The organism is Brevibacillus laterosporus DSM 25 (assembly GCF_002706795.1).
GTDB lineage: Bacteria > Bacillota > Bacilli > Brevibacillales > Brevibacillaceae > Brevibacillus_B > Brevibacillus_B laterosporus.
Map to the genome: position 1 here is coordinate 2,332,341 of NZ_CP017705.1, position 15,160 is coordinate 2,347,500.

Here is a 15,160-nt window from a genome sequence, read left to right on the forward strand (position 1 = left end):
TGCAGAAAGAGTTCTTTAAGGAATTCCTTAGGATATCTTTCGTAAGTGGACGGGGGATGGACATGAATATAATTTTGATGGGTCTTCCTGGAGCCGGTAAAGGCACACAGGCAGAACGTATCGTAGAAACCTTTAACATCCCGCACATCTCTACCGGAGATATGTTCCGGGCTGCTATTAAGAACCAAACTCCTCTAGGAATGGAAGCAAAGTCCTATATGGATAAAGGTAACTTAGTACCAGATGAGATTACGATCGGCATTGTGCGGGAACGTTTAAGTAAAGATGATTGTGCAAAAGGATTTCTTCTCGATGGTTTTCCGCGCACAGTTCCCCAAGCTGAAGCATTAAGCTCCATGCTAAAAGAACTGGGACGTGAACTTGACCACGTGATTAACATCGAGGTTCGCCGCGAGTTGTTAATTGAACGTCTTACTGGTCGCTGGATCTGCCCAACTTGCGCTGCGAGCTACCACACAGTGTTTAACCCACCTCAAGTGGATGGAATCTGTGATAAAGATGGCAGCAAGCTATTCCAACGAGATGATGACAAAGCAGAAGTAGTAACACAACGTTTAGATGTTAATATTTCTCAGGCTAATCTTTTGGTTGATTACTACTCCAAAGAGGGTATCTTGCGTACAATCAATGGGGAACAAGATATCAACAAGGTGTTTGAAAATATTGCCACGTTATTGCGAGGGTAAGCGATAATGATTAATATAAAGTCAAAAGCTGAACTTGAAATTATGAGGGAAGCTGGCCGAATTGTCGCTTTAACTCACCAACAGCTGGCAAACTTCATAAAGCCGGGTGTTACTACAAAGGAACTTGATGAGCTGGCCGAAACTTTTATTCGCAGTCATAATGCGATTCCGTCGTTTAAGGGCTACGGTGGGTTTACAGGCAGTATCTGTGCCTCAGTCAATGAGGAACTCGTACATGGAATTCCAGGAAAACGGACATTGCAAGAAGGGGATATCATCAGCATAGACATTGGTGCTAAGTTTCAGGGTTATCATGGTGACTCAGCCTGGACCTATGCTGTTGGTAACATCTCTTTGGATGATCAGCGCCTGATGCAAGTCACAGAAGAGTCCTTATATAAAGGTCTGGCGAAAGCAATTCCTGATGGACGCCTTTCTGATATCTCTCATGAGATTCAACTACATGCGGAAGCTGCTGGTTATTCAATTGTCCGCGAGTACGTGGGACATGGAATCGGTCAAAGTTTGCATGAAGATCCACAAATTCCTAATTATGGTTCTCCTAACAGAGGGCCAAGATTAAAGCCAGGAATGGTTTTAGCAATCGAGCCGATGGTGAATGCTGGCGAACGTTATGTCCGCACATTGGAGGACAATTGGACGGTCGTAACAGTGGATGGGAAAAAGTGTGCGCACTATGAACACACCATCGCGATTACGGAAGATGGCTATGAGATCTTGACTAGACCCTAAACGAAGGTGAACTGGAAGATTGTCGTTCAACGTGTTGACGATAAGTTTGTTCAAGTAGCCGAGAAGTTTCTCGAGGCATTATGATGATGCCAAACTCATGGTCTGACTGTATAAACAGTTGAAAGGAGACTAGCCAATGGCCAAAGACGACGTAATTGAAGTAGAAGGTACCGTCATCGAACCATTGCCAAATGCAATGTTCCGTGTTGAACTGGAAAATGGACATAAAGTATTGGCACACGTATCTGGAAAAATTCGAATGCACTTCATTCGTATTCTTCCTGGAGACAAGGTAACTGTCGAACTATCGCCTTACGATTTAACTCGCGGGCGTATTACGTACCGTTACAAATAATTTTAACCCCTAGAAAAGGGAGGCAAGAACCATGAAAGTAAGACCGTCGGTTAAACCGATTTGCGAAAAATGTAAAGTTATCCGTCGCAAAGGTAACGTTATGGTTATTTGTGAAAATCCAAAACATAAGCAAAAACAAGGATAAACTCAAGGAGGTGCTTTAGAAGAATGGCACGTATTGCAGGCGTCGACTTGCCTCGTGAAAAACGAGTGGAAATCGCACTTACCTATATCTTCGGTATCGGTCGCTCTACTTCCCAACGCATTCTTGCGGAAGCTGGCGTAGATGCTAATGCTCGTGTTCGTGATTTGACTGAAGATGAAGTTAACAAACTTCGTGAATTCATCGACAAGAACATCAAAGTTGAGGGGGATCTTCGTCGTGAAATCTCTCTTAACATCAAACGCTTGATGGAAATTGGTTGCTTCCGTGGTATCCGCCATCGTCGTGGATTACCAGTTCGTGGTCAACGTTCTAAAACAAATGCTCGTACACGTAAAGGTCCTCGTCGTACAGTAGCGAACAAGAAGAAGTAAAGGAGGGTAAATTAACATGGCTAAAAGAAAACAAGTTGCGACTCGTACACGTCGTCGCGATCGTAAAAACGTTGAAGTTGGCGTAGCACATATCCGTTCTACTTTCAACAACACTATCGTTACGATCACAGACCCTCATGGCAACGCAATCTCTTGGTCCAGTGCTGGTGCCCTCGGCTTCAGAGGTTCCCGTAAGAGCACTCCATTCGCAGCTCAAATGGCTGCTGAAACTGCAGCAAAAACTGCAATGGATCATGGAATGCGTTCTTTGGAAGTACTAGTTAAAGGTCCTGGTGCTGGTCGTGAGGCTGCTATCCGTTCATTGCAAGCTGCTGGTTTGGAAGTTAACATGATTAAAGATGTTACCCCAATCCCACACAACGGCTGCCGTCCACCAAAACGTCGCCGCGTGTAGTCGGGTTTATAAAGCTCAGAACTTGTCCATAATAGAATGGTAGATTCTGCTTTTTTGGCTTGACATGCATGCAAACGGTAAACCGCCGAAAGAAATTCCTGAGTGGGTCCCTAGGCCCACCCTTGAATTTCGACGTTTTGAAGGAGGGTTTGTTAAGAATGATAGAAATAGAAAAACCTAGAATTGAGGTTGTGGAGTTAGACGACGATAACTTGTACGGCAAATTCGTCGTTGAGCCCCTTGAGCGTGGTTACGGTACAACCCTTGGCAATTCACTTAGACGGATTCTACTGTCTTCTTTGCCAGGTGCGGCGGTTACTTCTGTTCAAATTGACGGTGTACTACACGAATTCTCGACTATTGATGGAGTCGTGGAGGACGTAACTGAAATCATCCTCAACATCAAGGGTCTTGCGCTTAAGATCCATTCTGATGAAGAAAAAATCCTTGAGATTGATGCAGAAGGCGAAGGCGTTGTGAAAGCAGGAGATATTCGTGCTGATAGTGATGTGGAGATTTTAAACCCTGATCTGCATATCGCAACGTTAGCAAATGGCGGTCGTCTGCATATTCGCATGACAGCAGGACGCGGTCGTGGGTATGTTCAAGCAGATGGCAATAAATCTGAGGATCAACCAATTGGGGTTATTCCAATTGATTCCATTTACACTCCAATCAAACGTGTTAACTATCAAGTTGAGAATACCCGTGTTGGGCAAATGACTAACTATGATAAATTAACATTGGAAGTTTGGACAAATGGAAGCATCCGCCCTGAGGAAGCTGTTAGCCTTGGAGCCAAAATCATGACGGAACATCTTAACTTGTTCGTTGGTTTGACTGACGAAGCCAAAGATGCTGAAATCATGGTCGAAAAAGAAGAAGATAAGAAAGAAAAAGTCTTGGAGATGACTATCGAAGAGCTTGATCTTTCTGTTCGTTCTTACAACTGCTTGAAACGCGCTGGTATCAACACGGTTCAAGAGTTAACTCAGAAGTCTGAAGAAGATATGATGAAAGTTCGTAACTTGGGACGTAAATCTTTAGAAGAAGTTCAAGAAAAACTTCAAGAACTTGGTCTAGGTCTACGTAACGATGACTAAGAGCTTTTAGCATAGTTATCTATACAGATGTTACTATCCACTCCTTGTCTTGGGAGAGGGTCAAATCTGGTGTGAAATGCTGATGCAATATAAGTCACAACACACCAGAAAGAAGGAGGTTAGAACATGGCATACCGTAAACTGGGACGTCGTAGTGCGGCTCGTAAAGCTCTGTTCCGCGATTTGGTAACAGATCTTATCATCAATGAGCGCATCGAAACGACTGAAATGAAAGCGAAAGAACTACGTTCTATCGCTGATAAAATGGTCACTCTTGCAAAACGCGGTGATCTTCATGCACGTCGTCAAGTAGCTGCTTTCGTTCGTAACGAAATCGCTACTGAGGAAGGCAAAACAGCTGTTCAAAAACTTTTCGATGATATCGCACCACGTTTCGCTGAGCGTAATGGTGGATACACTCGTATCCTTAAAATTGGTCCTCGCCGTGGCGATGCTGCACCAATGGCTTATATCGAATTAGTTGAATAGTAACTGGTTGCTAGAGAAAGGGTGAGGACAGGGTCTGGTTTTGCCGGGTTCTGATTCAACCCTTTTTTCTTTTATCCAGATATAGTTCCAAAAACATCTTGTATTATTGCCTGTGACGAGGGATGTGAGGACTTTGAAAGAACAATCTAACATGATTCAGGCTAGTGGGCTTACCTTTCAATATCACTCGGAGCAAGTAGAAGCATCCCCCGTGGTAAAAGGTATAGACTTTTCTATTCAGGAAGGTTCTTTTGTTTCAATTATTGGACACAATGGCTCTGGCAAATCGACGTTAGCAAAGCTTATGAACGCTTTGTTGGTACCGACTGCAGGGGTACTGACGGTCACTGGATTTTCTACTGACGATGAGGAACGATTATGGGACATCAGACAGCAGGTAGGTATGGTGTTTCAGAATCCAGATAATCAAATCGTTGGTACGATCGTCGAGGATGACGTAGCCTTTGGGCTTGAGAATCTTGGAATTGAAGCAACTGAGATGCGTAAACGTATTGACGAATCCTTAGAGTCGGTGAAGATGACAGCCTACCTGAAAAGCCAGCCTCAACGGCTATCTGGTGGGCAGAAGCAGCGTGTAGCGATTGCTGGAATTCTGGCAATGCGCCCCTCCATTATTATTTTGGATGAAGCCACTGCTATGCTTGACCCACAAGGAAGAAAAGAAGTTATTCAATTGGTTCATAAGCTGAACCGAGAAGAAGGACTCACAATCATTAACATTACGCATTTTCCTGAAGAGACGTTAGAGTCTGATCGTATTATTGTGATGGATCAGGGGAAGATTTATGCAGATGGTACTCCTGTTGAAGTGTATGCCGACGTAGAGGGTCTGAAGGCTATTGGTCTGGATGTTCCCTTTGGAGGAAGGCTTCGTCACATTTTAGGGCAACAAGGTATAAAACTTCAGACTGTACTGGATCAAGAGGAGTTGGTTGACGAATTATGCAAATATCTTTTGAAAATGTGACCTATTTGTATGGAAAAGGGACTCCGTTTGAAAAAGAGGCACTTTCGCACATCTCCTTTACTATCCCATCGGGTTCGTTTGTAGGTATTATTGGTCAAACTGGTTCCGGAAAGTCGACTTTGATTCAGCATCTAAATGGTTTAATTAAGCCATCAGAGGGTACTGTACGGGTCGGGGAGATGGTTGTTACTCCTACAACGAAAAAAACGCGTAATTTGCGCCGTCAGGTGGGGCTCGTGTTCCAATATCCGGAACATCAACTTTTTGAAGAAACTGTACTTAAAGATGTGATGTACGGTCCATTAAATTATGAATTACCCAAACAAATGGCTTATCAAAGGGCAAAAGAATCGCTTGAAATCGTGGGGCTTTCCTTCGATGAGGTTAAAGATCGCTCTCCTTTCCATTTAAGTGGGGGACAGATGCGCCGAGTTGCAATTGCAGGGGTATTGGCAATGCAACCGAAAGTGCTTGTTCTAGATGAGCCGACCGCAGGACTAGATCCTGCTGGAAGGAAGGCCATCTTAGAAGGAATATTTCAGATTCATCGGGAACAAAAGCTCACTACTTTACTGGTTACCCACAGTATGGAAGAAGCTGCTCGATATGCTGATTATCTTCTGGTATTGGCTAAAGGGAAGATTGCTATGGAGGGTACACCTGCAGACATTTTTAAAGAGCAAGCTGCTTTGCAAGAATTGGCTTTAGATGTACCTGAAACAGTCTCTTTTCTTCATCGATTAAATGAAAAGCTTCCACACAATAAGCGATTGCCGCTCTCTTTATACAAAGAAGAGGATCTATCCTCCTATCTGCTTGATCTACTCAAACGGGGTAGGGAGGATGTTCTATGAGCATGCTACAAAATTTTGCTATTGGCCAGTATATACCCAGTGATTCCTTTGTCCACCGCCTAGATCCGAGAAGTAAATTTTTATTTATTATCGTGTTTGCTATGGTTGTTTTTATGGCGAATAAGGTGGAAATCTATGGATTCTTAGTAGCTATTCTCTTGTTATGCTTGTTTATGTCTAAACTTTCGCTTTCCTATATCTTTCGTGGTTTAAAACCAGTCTGGTTCCTACTAGTGCTTACCGTCATTTTGCAGATCTTGCTTACCAAAGGGGGGCAGGTGTATGTAAAGTGGGGGTGGTTTAGCATAGAAGAGGAAGGTGTGCGTCAGGCCTTGTTTGTTTCGATGCGATTAGGTTTATTGGTTGTAATCAGCTCATTGTTGACTTTAACCACTTCACCTATTGATCTTACTGATGGGGTGGAACGAATGTTTGGCCCATTAAAAAAGTGGGGTCTTCCTGTTCATGAAATGGCGCTCATGCTTTCCATTGCGATTCGATTTATCCCGACGCTATTGGAAGAGACGGACAAGATTATGAAAGCACAGATGGCCAGAGGTGCTAATTTTGATAGTGGAACACTGTTGAGCCGGGCAAAAGCCATGGTTGCCATTGTGATTCCGCTGTTTATTAGTGCATTTCGTCGAGCTGAAGATTTAGCATTAGCAATGGAGGCAAGAGGATACCGTGGGGATATTGGACGTACAAAATTACGTCAACTGCGTTTTAGTTATCGAGACGGCATCCTATTGTTATTTATGTTGGTTCTGGTGGTAGTTGTAGGATGGTGGAGAACATGAAACGATTAAAAGGTATTGTTGCCTATGATGGAACTGATTATAGTGGGTTTCAAGTTCAACCTGAACAAATGACCATTCAAGGGGAGATTGAGGCAGCAATTATGCGCATTACTGGCGAGACTATTCAGATTCACGGGTCTGGTCGTACAGATGCGGGTGTTCATGCCAAAGGTCAAACATTTCACTTTGATACAAAATCAACTATCCCTTTAGAAAAATGGTGTTGGATTCTTAATAATCAGCTACCTAACTCGATTGTCATACAATCAATAGAGGAGGTAGAGCCGTCCTTTCATGCTCGATTTGACGTCAGAGAGAAGGAATACCGATATTGTATTAACAATGCTCAGGTGCCAGACATCTTTCGTCACCGCTATGCTTGGCATGTTCGCTATCCGCTAGATGTGGAAGTGATGAGACAAGCTGCCACCCATTTGATAGGGACGCATAACTTTACTTCTTTTTGCTCTGCAAAGACGCATGTGGAGAATAAGGTGCGTACCATTTATGACGTGAAAATTGAACAAGAAGGAACTCTTCTTTGGATTATTTGTCGCGGCAACGGGTTTTTATATAACATGGTAAGAATCATTGCGGGAACCTTGCTTAACGTTGGAGAAGGCAAGCTAAGCCCGGATCATATCCCTAGTATTCTTGCAGGGTGTGATCGGGAATTAGCAGGACAGACAGCACCTCCCCATGGTCTTACAATGTGGGAAGTATTTTACAAGGAATAGCAATTCGTTTTCCTTGACTCTCACATGATCTATATAGTATGATAACTAATGGTATTTTCATACCCGCTAGCCCCACTCTAGCCCCGGGATTGAAAATTGATTTAGTACGAATTAGGATACACAAGGTAAAGTTGTTCACCGTTGCAACTTTGGCCTTTAACATTGAACGGCAAGATATCTAGGAGGGACAAACATGCGTACCACATATATGGCGAAAACGCAAGAAGTTGAGCGTAAATGGTACATCGTTGACGCTGAAGGCCAAACTCTTGGTCGTCTTGCGAGCGAAGTAGCATCTATCCTACGCGGTAAACTAAAGCCTGAATTTACACCACACGTTGACACTGGTGATTTCGTAATCGTTCTTAATGCTGACAAAATCAAGCTTACTGGTAAGAAACTTACCGATAAAATGTACTATAGACACTCCATGCACCCAGGTGGTTTGAAAGCAACTCCTGCTGGTGAAATGCTGAACAAACGCCCAGATCGTTTGTTCGAATTGGCTGTTAAAGGTATGCTTCCTAAAAACAGCTTGGGACGTCAAATGATCTCAAAACTAAAAGTTTATGCAGGTACTGAGCATCCACATGCTGCTCAAAAACCAGAAGCATGGCAAATTCGCGGCTAATAAAAGGGAGGAAATGACTCGTGGCACAAGTTCAATACTACGGTACAGGTCGTCGTAAACACTCCGTAGCACGCGTTCGCTTGGTACCAGGCGAAGGTCGCATTCTGATCAACAAGCGTGATATGGATAATTATTTTGGTTTGGAAACTTTAAAGCTGATCGTAAAACAACCACTAGTTCTTACTGAAACTCTAGGTCACTATGATGTTTTAGTAAACGTTGGTGGCGGAGGTACAACTGGTCAAGCAGGAGCAATCCGTCATGGTGTTGCTCGTGCATTGCTAAAAGCAGATCCAGAACTTCGCGGTGCTCTTAAACGCGCTGGATTCTTGACTCGTGACCCTCGTATGAAAGAACGTAAAAAATACGGTCTTAAAGCGGCTCGTCGCGCACCTCAGTTCTCTAAACGTTAATAGTTGTTATTATAAGGATTCAAGCCTCAAATCATTTATTGATTTGGGGCTTGTTTTCTTTTGATAAAGCGGTGATGACCATATTTTGACCATAATCATCTTATGCTTTGAGGAAAGCTTGTTTCAAAAGTTGTTATTAGCTATTTGTTGTTGTCATTTTCTTGTTGAGCTGTTCAAGCACATGTGGCCAAGCCTGTTCATGTTGGTCCCTCGACTCCTTATCTGGAAACCCTGCATGGGTAAGGCGAAGCCGTGTTCCTTTGTTATGTGGTTCAAGCTCAACCGTGACAACTGTTTCAGCCCCCTTTGTCCCCCCAGTAACCCAAGTCAATTCAATGAGACAGTCTTGCACAAGCTTTAGAAATCGTCCGTAATGAGGATGGCGTTCTTCTTCAAACTGTGTTTCAAAAAAGAAGACCGTGTTTACTTCACCTTTCATTAACACTGAGCCGGGAGCTGCAAACCAACGATCGAATTGCTTCGTCCACGCTTGGAATAGAGCATTTGGTGGTGAATCCATTAGACGTTCCACCTTCAAGCTAAATGGTCTTTTAGAAAGATCAGGTATGGTAATAGGATTTGTCATTCGTAAGCATTCCTTTCGTTAGGTGGTGTTACGTATCTGTAAAAGGTTGATTTCTTTATAATCTCCATATCACGCCATGCTATGATCTAATCAAAAACTACATACCCTCCCCTCTGACTTTTATAGACAACCCCGTCATAAATGTCCATTTTGATCCATATGATGAAGAAGAGAATTGGGACAAAGGGGCGGTCGAAGTGACTAAAAAAGTAGTAGGGTGGGTACTAGCCTGCTTTCTGCTCGTCATCATATTTACGTACAAGTTACCCGCACATTCTTCTTGGTCCACATGGACATTGCCATTGGCAGGTACAGTAATAGCAATTGATGCGGGCCATGGTGGCGTAGATGGTGGTGCAGTAAGTAAGGACGGGAAAGTTATTGAAAAAGACGTGGCATTGCCTATTAGTCTATATTTACGTGACTTTTTACAGGAGTCAGGAGCTTATGTAATCATGACGCGGGAAGATGATAGGGATTTGTCATCAGAGGGTGCTAGTAAACTGAGAAAGCGTAAATCAGAGGATATTCGCAATCGAGTGAAGTTTATTAATGAAAAGGCACCAGATTTTTTAGTTAGTATTCATTTAAACAGTATTCCGCAGGAAAAATGGAGAGGTGCTCAAACTTTTTACTTCCCTGGTTTTCAAGAAAGTAAGACCATGGCCTTTCTTATTCAAGATGAGATTAAACGTGTATTAGAAAATACAGATAGAAGTCCCAAGCAAACAGATGATATTTTTTTAATTCGGGAAGTAAAGACCCCATCAGTCCTTGTGGAAGTGGGTTTTTTATCCAACCTTGAAGAAGCAAGAAAATTGGAGTCAGCAGAATATCAAAAGGCAATGGCAAACGCAATCTATCAGGGAATATTGCGTCATTATGCAGGAGAAAAGAGCACAGCTACAAGCACACCATAGTTTGGGTGTGCTTGTTTAGTCTGTAACTATGCTATAATGAGGGCAAAAATTAGGAAACAGCAAGGGAACACCATGTGATTTACTAAACTAGGCAACGGGTATATGCGTACCCCTAAGCCTGTTTCCCAACTAGAAAATCGAGGTGGATTCAACATGCTAACGAAAGAGAAAATTCTCGAAGCACTACGTGACGTTAAAGATCCTGAGATAAATCGTAGTTTAGTAGAACTTAATATGATTCGCAATATTATGATTGAAGAACGGCACGTTTCTCTGGAAGTGGTGCTTACCATATCTGGCTGTCCATTAAAGGTAAAAATTCAAGATGATGTGGTGCAAGCAATTCGTGCATTGGGCGCAGAGCAGGTCGATGTTCGCTTTGGAGCCATGACAGAAGAGGAAAGGGCTGCACTCAGCCAACAATTGCGTGGAGGGCAAGCTACAGCGTCTAAAGACCAAGGGCAGGGACAGACAAATGTCTTGCACCCTATACTTGAAGAAAATTCAAAGACAACATTTATTGCTATTACCTCTGGTAAAGGTGGAGTCGGTAAATCTACAGTAACAGTTAATCTAGCCGTTTCACTTGCTCGTTTAGGAAAAAAAGTGGGAATTATTGATGCTGACATTTATGGGTTTAGTGTTCCAGATATGATGAACATTGAGCAACGTCCTACCGTTATTGGACAAACCATTCTGCCAGTAGAGAAGTTTGGTGTAAAAGTAATGTCGATGGGCTTTTTTGTTGAAGATAATTCCCCTATTATTTGGCGCGGTCCTATGCTGGGCAAGATGCTCCGCAATTTCTTCAGTGAAGTACATTGGGGAGAAGACCTTGATTATCTCTTGCTGGATCTACCTCCAGGAACAGGTGACGTAGCACTTGACGTCCATACAATGATCCCTCAAAGCAAAGAGATCATTGTGACCACGCCTCATCCTACAGCAGCATTCGTAGCAGCAAGAGCGGGAGCTATGGCAATGAAAACGGGCCATAAAATTTTGGGAGTTGTAGAGAATATGGCTTGGTATGAAGCTAAGGACGGTTCCAAAGAACATGTATTTGGCCGTGGGGGCGGTTCTAAATTAGCTGAAACACTGGCTTGTGCCATGATCGCCCAAATCCCACTAGGCCAACCAGAGAATCATCCGCAAGAACCTGAATACTCTCCATCCATTTATAAAACCGATACCACTATTGGACAAATTTATTTGCGACTTGCGCAGGATGTCGATCGATTATGTAAATAATAGAAAACCAAAAAGCATCGGGTATTCTGATTATATCCTTCGAGTAAAAAAGAAAAAGGTGAGGGTAAGCTCACCTTTTTCTTTTATTCTCCACCTGATTTCTTTTTCTTCCCCTGCTTCTTGCCCTTTGTTTCTTCGTTTAGATGCTGAGGATTCATCATATCCTCTTGGGCCTTCGTCATGATTTTGAGCATTTCTGCTTGAAACATGGGACTTTCTAAGCTATCCTTCATGATTTGCATAGTCTGTTTACGATAGGCGGAGGTTTTCATCAGATCAAGTAAGCTTTTTTCATATTCAGGGTCCTTGAGAATACTAAGCATCATTTGCTGATACTCAGGGTCTTTCATAAGTTCTTTCAACAGCTTTTTATTCTCAGCCTTCATGGATTTAGCTAAGGTACTGGTGAATTTGGGATCTTTAAAAGCTTGCTTGATGTGTGGGTTGTTTGGTTTTGCGATACTTTGGATAAGCGTGGTACGAACCGTTTCAGGATTCATGATGAGATTTTTTTGAAAGCTCTCGTCTTTCATCATGGATTCCATGGCTTTTTTTGCTTCATCCGTTTGTAAAATATCAAGAACCATCGTCTTGGTGGATTTGTAATCAGGCTGGGATTGGCTTTGTGACGTTGTTCCACAGCTTGATAAGAGAAGACCACATGCCAGCACAGGTATCAGGGCAACAAAGAAATGCTTGTTTAACATTAGCAGGGAACACCCTCCTTTTACAGTCCTCAGCTATTTATAAAATGTGCAGTTTTTTGTTTTCTTACGCTAGAATTTTCTTGCATGCATTGGTAAAATCATTAGGAGCCAATGAAGGAGGGACCAGCCTTGAGTTTGCGTAATTATGGATGGTTATTCGGTACAACACTGTTATTAGGCGGTATCGGTGGAATGTTAATGGGGTTAGTTACCCAGCAAAATTTATACCATGGTTCTATTGCTAATTTTTTTATGGGATTATTGATGAATTTGTTGTTAGGTTTAACGACTAGCATTGTAGCTCAAATGGGTTTCTTTGCGTATATGATGTTTAATTATCTTGTTTTAAATTCGATGAAGAGCAAGGCTTTGCGAAAGAATATCCAAATTTTCTTTATATTATTTGCTTTTTTCGACATGGTTTATTTACGGTATATAGCTTTTGGACAGGGAGGCTCAGTGCTTCCATACTTTGTTGAACCTGTCTTGCTGTTGGGAATAGCGTTACTAACGGCATATGCTAAAGTAAAGGTTACGAATCCAACAGCATGGGTACCTACAGTCTTTTTCATTTTTGTTGTAACAGCCATAGAGTGGCTACCTGCCTTAAAACAAGATGATTTCAAAGCTATTGCTGTAATGGTAGTGCCTTTGCTGTTTTGTAATGTTTGGCAGATTTTACAATTACATCGCTTAACCACACGTACTGAGCAATCAAAAACGTCATAATCTTTTAAATCTAGGCAAGGTTTACATATCTATTGATAAACAAAAGGCTACTCCATTTATATTCGGAGTAGCTTTTTGTTTAGGACATGTTTTTGTTTACGAATTAGTTAATTTCTTCGCTTTTTATTTTTGATCCTGAAATTAATTCGGATACGGTCACGAACTGATATCCTTGAGACCGTAATTTGTCGATAATCACGGGCAAGGCAAGATGAGTTTGTTTGCAGGAATCGCTCGCGTGCATCAGGATGATATCACCGGGATGAGCTTTTGAGACAACGTTCTGGATGATTCGATCCGTGCCCGGATTCATCCAGTCAAGAGAATCGGTATCCCATTGAATAACCATATAGCCCATGTCATTTGCTACGCGAAGCACACGCTTATCAAAATCACCATTTGGCATGCGGATTAAATTAGGCTTTTTACCTGTTAATTCGGTGAGAATGGTATCAGCCTTGCCGATTTGGGTCCGCATCTGTTCTTCTGAATAACGGCTATAGTTATCATGTCGGTGCCCATGTGAACCGATTTCGTAACCGCCGTCAACAATTTTCTTTACCATTTCAGGATGCTTCTGACTCCAGGGGGAGGAGAGGAAAAAGGTTACTTTGTCTACCTTCTTCTCTTTTAAAATATCTAGAATTGGTTGTGTACGCGTTTCTCCCCAGCTAATGTCAAATGTCAAAGCAACCTTTTTATCCTTTGTATCCACCTTATAAATGGCTTGAGGCCCTTTGTTTTTATCGACGGAGGCGGAGAAAACCTGCAGACTATTACGTTCGGCATAAGCAATGCCTGCCCCAAGAATTAAGGCCATACCAATTATAAAAAACTGTTTTAACTTCTTAGAACTGATTACGAACATATACTTCATATTGATAAGTTACCTCCTTTTAGCAGTTTGTCCCCCTACATTTTATGCAATTTGGAAAAGGTTATTCTTTCGCATCTATGTGTATAAAAAGGTAAAATAAATGATATGGATAGATAAGTGAGATTGGAGTGGGTATAGTGAGGGGTTTTTTTCGTGATATTTGGAGAGGAACGAGCAAATACTTTGGAATAGCTTTGCTTATTCTGCTTGCAGGTGTAATTGTTGGAATACTTAATACGGCCAGTTTAAGTCCCCTTATGGACAAAATGCTTGAGCAGGTCAAGGAAGTTTCAAAAGAGATTCAATTGGAAAATAATGTATTCACAACCATAAGAGTTATTTTTATGAATAATCTAATGGCAGCGATTATGATGCTGGGAATGGGTACGTTTTTTGCTATTTTTCCTATTTGGGGTTTATTTATGAATGGTGCTGTACTTGGTTTCGTATTAACTATGCCTAATGCAAAAGGGCTCAGCACATGGGAAATGTTTGCATATGGCATTCTTCCGCACGGTATTATTGAAATTACCGCTATCCTTTTTGCAGCAGGCTTAGGGATTCGCTTTGGTGTATTATCATTTCGTTCTATTGGGGCACTCTTTGCACCACAAAAAAGGGATCGAGTAAAACGAGACTGGGGAGATAGTCTGCGTATTCTTTGGAAAACATTTATTTTAATTGTGGTAATGCTACTAGTAGCAGCGATTATCGAGTCGGTTATAACACCTCAGCTCTTAAATCCACTTGTCAAATGATGAATCGTAATAAAAAAACCGCTCAAGTAGCGGTTTTTTTATTGATTTTTTCTATTCATCCCCAAAATAAATTGATTATTTCGTAACGGTGTATTAAAAACTGCACTCATAAATCCTTTTGTTTTTAGTTGTATTAAAAAAAGTAACTGAGAAAATAAGAATAGGGAATGAGCTTACAGGAAATGATATACGTAGACTTGTTTCCGGGAGATGATCACAGTTGCTAGGGTTATTACTTACTACAAAAGAATGTCAGGAAGTTGAATATCTACTGAAACGCGAGTTAGAGGAAATGCTACTAGATTTTGGGGATAAACGAATTGATCATTTAGTTAAAAGAGCAATGGAAGAAAGATATGCAACATTATTTAGGATGTACGCACGTTTTGCATCACCTAGAGAGATTTCTAAATATGTGAGAAAAAAAAGTATAAAGGAAGAATCACTGTAAGGCTAAAAATGTCCTAAACCCCTTATAACAAAAGGAATCTGCTCTATGATTTTGTATTGAGAATATAAAATAAAAGTGGATTTCAAAAAAATACATAAA

General features: G+C 41.7%; 22 protein-coding genes. 19 read left to right on the forward strand and 3 right to left on the reverse strand.

What is annotated here, in order from left to right; all coding sequences use genetic code 11:
* Positions 1-62: 62 nt before the first annotated feature.
* The 14 genes from BrL25_RS11145 (at position 63) to rpsI (ending at position 8,782) form a co-directional block, all read left to right on the forward strand.
* On the forward strand, positions 63-707 hold the full coding sequence (locus BrL25_RS11145) for an adenylate kinase (RefSeq protein ID WP_026315344.1): 645 nt from the start codon (positions 63-65) through the stop codon (positions 705-707).
* A 6-nt stretch (positions 708-713) separates the two neighbouring features.
* Positions 714-1,460, forward strand: a complete 747-nt coding sequence (map, locus tag BrL25_RS11150) for a type I methionyl aminopeptidase (RefSeq protein WP_018673883.1) — start codon at positions 714-716, stop codon at positions 1,458-1,460.
* 136 nt (positions 1,461-1,596) lie between these two features.
* On the forward strand, positions 1,597-1,815 hold the full coding sequence (gene infA, locus BrL25_RS11155) for a translation initiation factor IF-1 (protein ID WP_003333772.1): 219 nt from the start codon (positions 1,597-1,599) through the stop codon (positions 1,813-1,815).
* Between the two features lie 31 nt (positions 1,816-1,846).
* Positions 1,847-1,960, forward strand: coding sequence for a 50S ribosomal protein L36 (gene rpmJ / locus BrL25_RS11160; RefSeq protein ID WP_003333770.1), 114 nt, complete (start codon positions 1,847-1,849; stop codon positions 1,958-1,960).
* 23 nt (positions 1,961-1,983) lie between these two features.
* The gene (gene rpsM / locus BrL25_RS11165; protein ID WP_018673882.1) at positions 1,984-2,352 is read left to right on the forward strand and encodes a 30S ribosomal protein S13; all 369 of its coding nucleotides are present in this window, start codon (positions 1,984-1,986) and stop codon (positions 2,350-2,352) included.
* Between the two features lie 16 nt (positions 2,353-2,368).
* Positions 2,369-2,767: a 30S ribosomal protein S11 gene (gene rpsK / locus BrL25_RS11170; protein WP_018673881.1), complete on the forward strand. Its 399-nt coding sequence runs from the start codon at positions 2,369-2,371 to the stop codon at positions 2,765-2,767.
* 158 nt (positions 2,768-2,925) lie between these two features.
* A complete protein-coding gene (locus BrL25_RS11175) occupies positions 2,926-3,870 on the forward strand; it encodes a DNA-directed RNA polymerase subunit alpha (RefSeq protein ID WP_099327245.1) in 945 nt (314 codons plus the stop codon).
* A gap of 126 nt (positions 3,871-3,996) precedes the next feature.
* Positions 3,997-4,359 carry a 50S ribosomal protein L17 gene (gene rplQ / locus BrL25_RS11180; protein ID WP_018674387.1) on the forward strand — a complete coding sequence of 121 codons (363 nt, stop codon included), beginning with the start codon at positions 3,997-3,999 and terminating at the stop codon, positions 4,357-4,359.
* A gap of 151 nt (positions 4,360-4,510) precedes the next feature.
* A complete protein-coding gene (locus BrL25_RS11185) occupies positions 4,511-5,347 on the forward strand; it encodes an energy-coupling factor transporter ATPase (protein ID WP_035312459.1) in 837 nt (278 codons plus the stop codon).
* Positions 5,323-6,201 carry an energy-coupling factor transporter ATPase gene (locus tag BrL25_RS11190; RefSeq protein ID WP_018674385.1) on the forward strand — a complete coding sequence of 293 codons (879 nt, stop codon included), beginning with the start codon at positions 5,323-5,325 and terminating at the stop codon, positions 6,199-6,201. Before BrL25_RS11185 ends, BrL25_RS11190 begins: the two co-directional genes overlap by 25 nt.
* Positions 6,198-7,001 (forward strand): energy-coupling factor transporter transmembrane component T family protein, encoded by an 804-nt coding sequence (locus BrL25_RS11195; protein ID WP_018674384.1) that lies wholly within the window; start codon positions 6,198-6,200, stop codon positions 6,999-7,001. The genes BrL25_RS11190 and BrL25_RS11195 overlap by 4 nt, the downstream gene beginning before the upstream one ends.
* On the forward strand, positions 6,998-7,738 hold the full coding sequence (truA, locus tag BrL25_RS11200; protein ID WP_018674383.1) for a tRNA pseudouridine(38-40) synthase TruA: 741 nt from the start codon (positions 6,998-7,000) through the stop codon (positions 7,736-7,738). The genes BrL25_RS11195 and truA overlap by 4 nt, the downstream gene beginning before the upstream one ends.
* A gap of 193 nt (positions 7,739-7,931) precedes the next feature.
* On the forward strand, positions 7,932-8,369 hold the full coding sequence (gene rplM / locus BrL25_RS11205) for a 50S ribosomal protein L13 (protein ID WP_018674382.1): 438 nt from the start codon (positions 7,932-7,934) through the stop codon (positions 8,367-8,369).
* A 20-nt stretch (positions 8,370-8,389) separates the two neighbouring features.
* Positions 8,390-8,782 carry a 30S ribosomal protein S9 gene (gene rpsI, locus BrL25_RS11210; protein WP_003333754.1) on the forward strand — a complete coding sequence of 131 codons (393 nt, stop codon included), beginning with the start codon at positions 8,390-8,392 and terminating at the stop codon, positions 8,780-8,782.
* A 136-nt stretch (positions 8,783-8,918) separates the two neighbouring features.
* On the opposite strand, the gene BrL25_RS11215 is transcribed toward rpsI, so the two are convergent.
* Positions 8,919-9,368, reverse strand: a complete 450-nt coding sequence (locus BrL25_RS11215; RefSeq protein ID WP_018674381.1) for an SRPBCC family protein — start codon at positions 9,366-9,368, stop codon at positions 8,919-8,921.
* Positions 9,369-9,565: 197 nt separating this feature from the next.
* Between BrL25_RS11215 and cwlD the strand changes: the two genes are divergently transcribed.
* On the forward strand, positions 9,566-10,288 hold the full coding sequence (gene cwlD, locus BrL25_RS11220) for an N-acetylmuramoyl-L-alanine amidase CwlD (protein ID WP_018674380.1): 723 nt from the start codon (positions 9,566-9,568) through the stop codon (positions 10,286-10,288).
* Positions 10,289-10,441: 153 nt separating this feature from the next.
* The gene (locus BrL25_RS11225) at positions 10,442-11,539 is read left to right on the forward strand and encodes a P-loop NTPase (protein ID WP_018674379.1); all 1,098 of its coding nucleotides are present in this window, start codon (positions 10,442-10,444) and stop codon (positions 11,537-11,539) included.
* A gap of 83 nt (positions 11,540-11,622) precedes the next feature.
* Here BrL25_RS11225 and gerD read toward each other — a convergent pair whose 3' ends face one another.
* Complete coding sequence (gene gerD / locus BrL25_RS11230; RefSeq protein ID WP_018674378.1) at positions 11,623-12,246, reverse strand: spore germination lipoprotein GerD; 624 nt, start codon at positions 12,244-12,246, stop codon at positions 11,623-11,625.
* Positions 12,247-12,375: 129 nt separating this feature from the next.
* On the opposite strand from gerD, the gene BrL25_RS11235 reads away from it, so the two are divergent.
* Positions 12,376-12,975: a KinB-signaling pathway activation protein gene (locus BrL25_RS11235; protein ID WP_018674377.1), complete on the forward strand. Its 600-nt coding sequence runs from the start codon at positions 12,376-12,378 to the stop codon at positions 12,973-12,975.
* A gap of 103 nt (positions 12,976-13,078) precedes the next feature.
* On the opposite strand, the gene pdaB is transcribed toward BrL25_RS11235, so the two are convergent.
* Positions 13,079-13,852, reverse strand: a complete 774-nt coding sequence (gene pdaB / locus BrL25_RS11240) for a polysaccharide deacetylase family sporulation protein PdaB (protein ID WP_018674376.1) — start codon at positions 13,850-13,852, stop codon at positions 13,079-13,081.
* A gap of 137 nt (positions 13,853-13,989) precedes the next feature.
* Between pdaB and BrL25_RS11245 the strand changes: the two genes are divergently transcribed.
* Both BrL25_RS11245 and BrL25_RS11250 read left to right on the forward strand, forming a co-directional pair.
* The gene (locus tag BrL25_RS11245) at positions 13,990-14,610 is read left to right on the forward strand and encodes a stage II sporulation protein M (RefSeq protein WP_018674375.1); all 621 of its coding nucleotides are present in this window, start codon (positions 13,990-13,992) and stop codon (positions 14,608-14,610) included.
* 220 nt (positions 14,611-14,830) lie between these two features.
* A complete protein-coding gene (locus BrL25_RS11250; protein ID WP_018674374.1) occupies positions 14,831-15,061 on the forward strand; it encodes a hypothetical protein in 231 nt (76 codons plus the stop codon).
* The last annotated feature ends 99 nt before the right edge of the window (positions 15,062-15,160 follow it).

Excerpts from the sequence above, each read along its gene's own strand:
- rplM (WP_018674382.1), top strand. The coding sequence starts at position 7,932 with ATGCGTACCACATATATGGCGAAAACGCAAGAAGTTGAGCGTAAATGG.
- rplQ (WP_018674387.1), top strand. The coding sequence starts at position 3,997 with ATGGCATACCGTAAACTGGGACGTCGTAGTGCGGCTCGTAAAGCTCTG.
- BrL25_RS11195 (WP_018674384.1), top strand. The coding sequence starts at position 6,198 with ATGAGCATGCTACAAAATTTTGCTATTGGCCAGTATATACCCAGTGAT.
- truA (WP_018674383.1), top strand. The coding sequence starts at position 6,998 with ATGAAACGATTAAAAGGTATTGTTGCCTATGATGGAACTGATTATAGT.
- BrL25_RS11185 (WP_035312459.1), top strand. The coding sequence starts at position 4,511 with ATGATTCAGGCTAGTGGGCTTACCTTTCAATATCACTCGGAGCAAGTA.
- infA (WP_003333772.1), top strand. The coding sequence starts at position 1,597 with ATGGCCAAAGACGACGTAATTGAAGTAGAAGGTACCGTCATCGAACCA.
- pdaB (WP_018674376.1), bottom strand. The coding sequence starts at position 13,852 with ATGAAGTATATGTTCGTAATCAGTTCTAAGAAGTTAAAACAGTTTTTT.
- gerD (WP_018674378.1), bottom strand. The coding sequence starts at position 12,246 with ATGTTAAACAAGCATTTCTTTGTTGCCCTGATACCTGTGCTGGCATGT.
- BrL25_RS11215 (WP_018674381.1), bottom strand. The coding sequence starts at position 9,368 with ATGACAAATCCTATTACCATACCTGATCTTTCTAAAAGACCATTTAGC.
- map (WP_018673883.1), top strand. The coding sequence starts at position 714 with ATGATTAATATAAAGTCAAAAGCTGAACTTGAAATTATGAGGGAAGCT.
- BrL25_RS11145 (WP_026315344.1), top strand. The coding sequence starts at position 63 with ATGAATATAATTTTGATGGGTCTTCCTGGAGCCGGTAAAGGCACACAG.
- BrL25_RS11225 (WP_018674379.1), top strand. The coding sequence starts at position 10,442 with ATGCTAACGAAAGAGAAAATTCTCGAAGCACTACGTGACGTTAAAGAT.
- BrL25_RS11190 (WP_018674385.1), top strand. The coding sequence starts at position 5,323 with ATGCAAATATCTTTTGAAAATGTGACCTATTTGTATGGAAAAGGGACT.
- rpsM (WP_018673882.1), top strand. The coding sequence starts at position 1,984 with ATGGCACGTATTGCAGGCGTCGACTTGCCTCGTGAAAAACGAGTGGAA.
- rpmJ (WP_003333770.1), top strand. The coding sequence starts at position 1,847 with ATGAAAGTAAGACCGTCGGTTAAACCGATTTGCGAAAAATGTAAAGTT.
- BrL25_RS11175 (WP_099327245.1), top strand. The coding sequence starts at position 2,926 with ATGATAGAAATAGAAAAACCTAGAATTGAGGTTGTGGAGTTAGACGAC.
- rpsK (WP_018673881.1), top strand. The coding sequence starts at position 2,369 with ATGGCTAAAAGAAAACAAGTTGCGACTCGTACACGTCGTCGCGATCGT.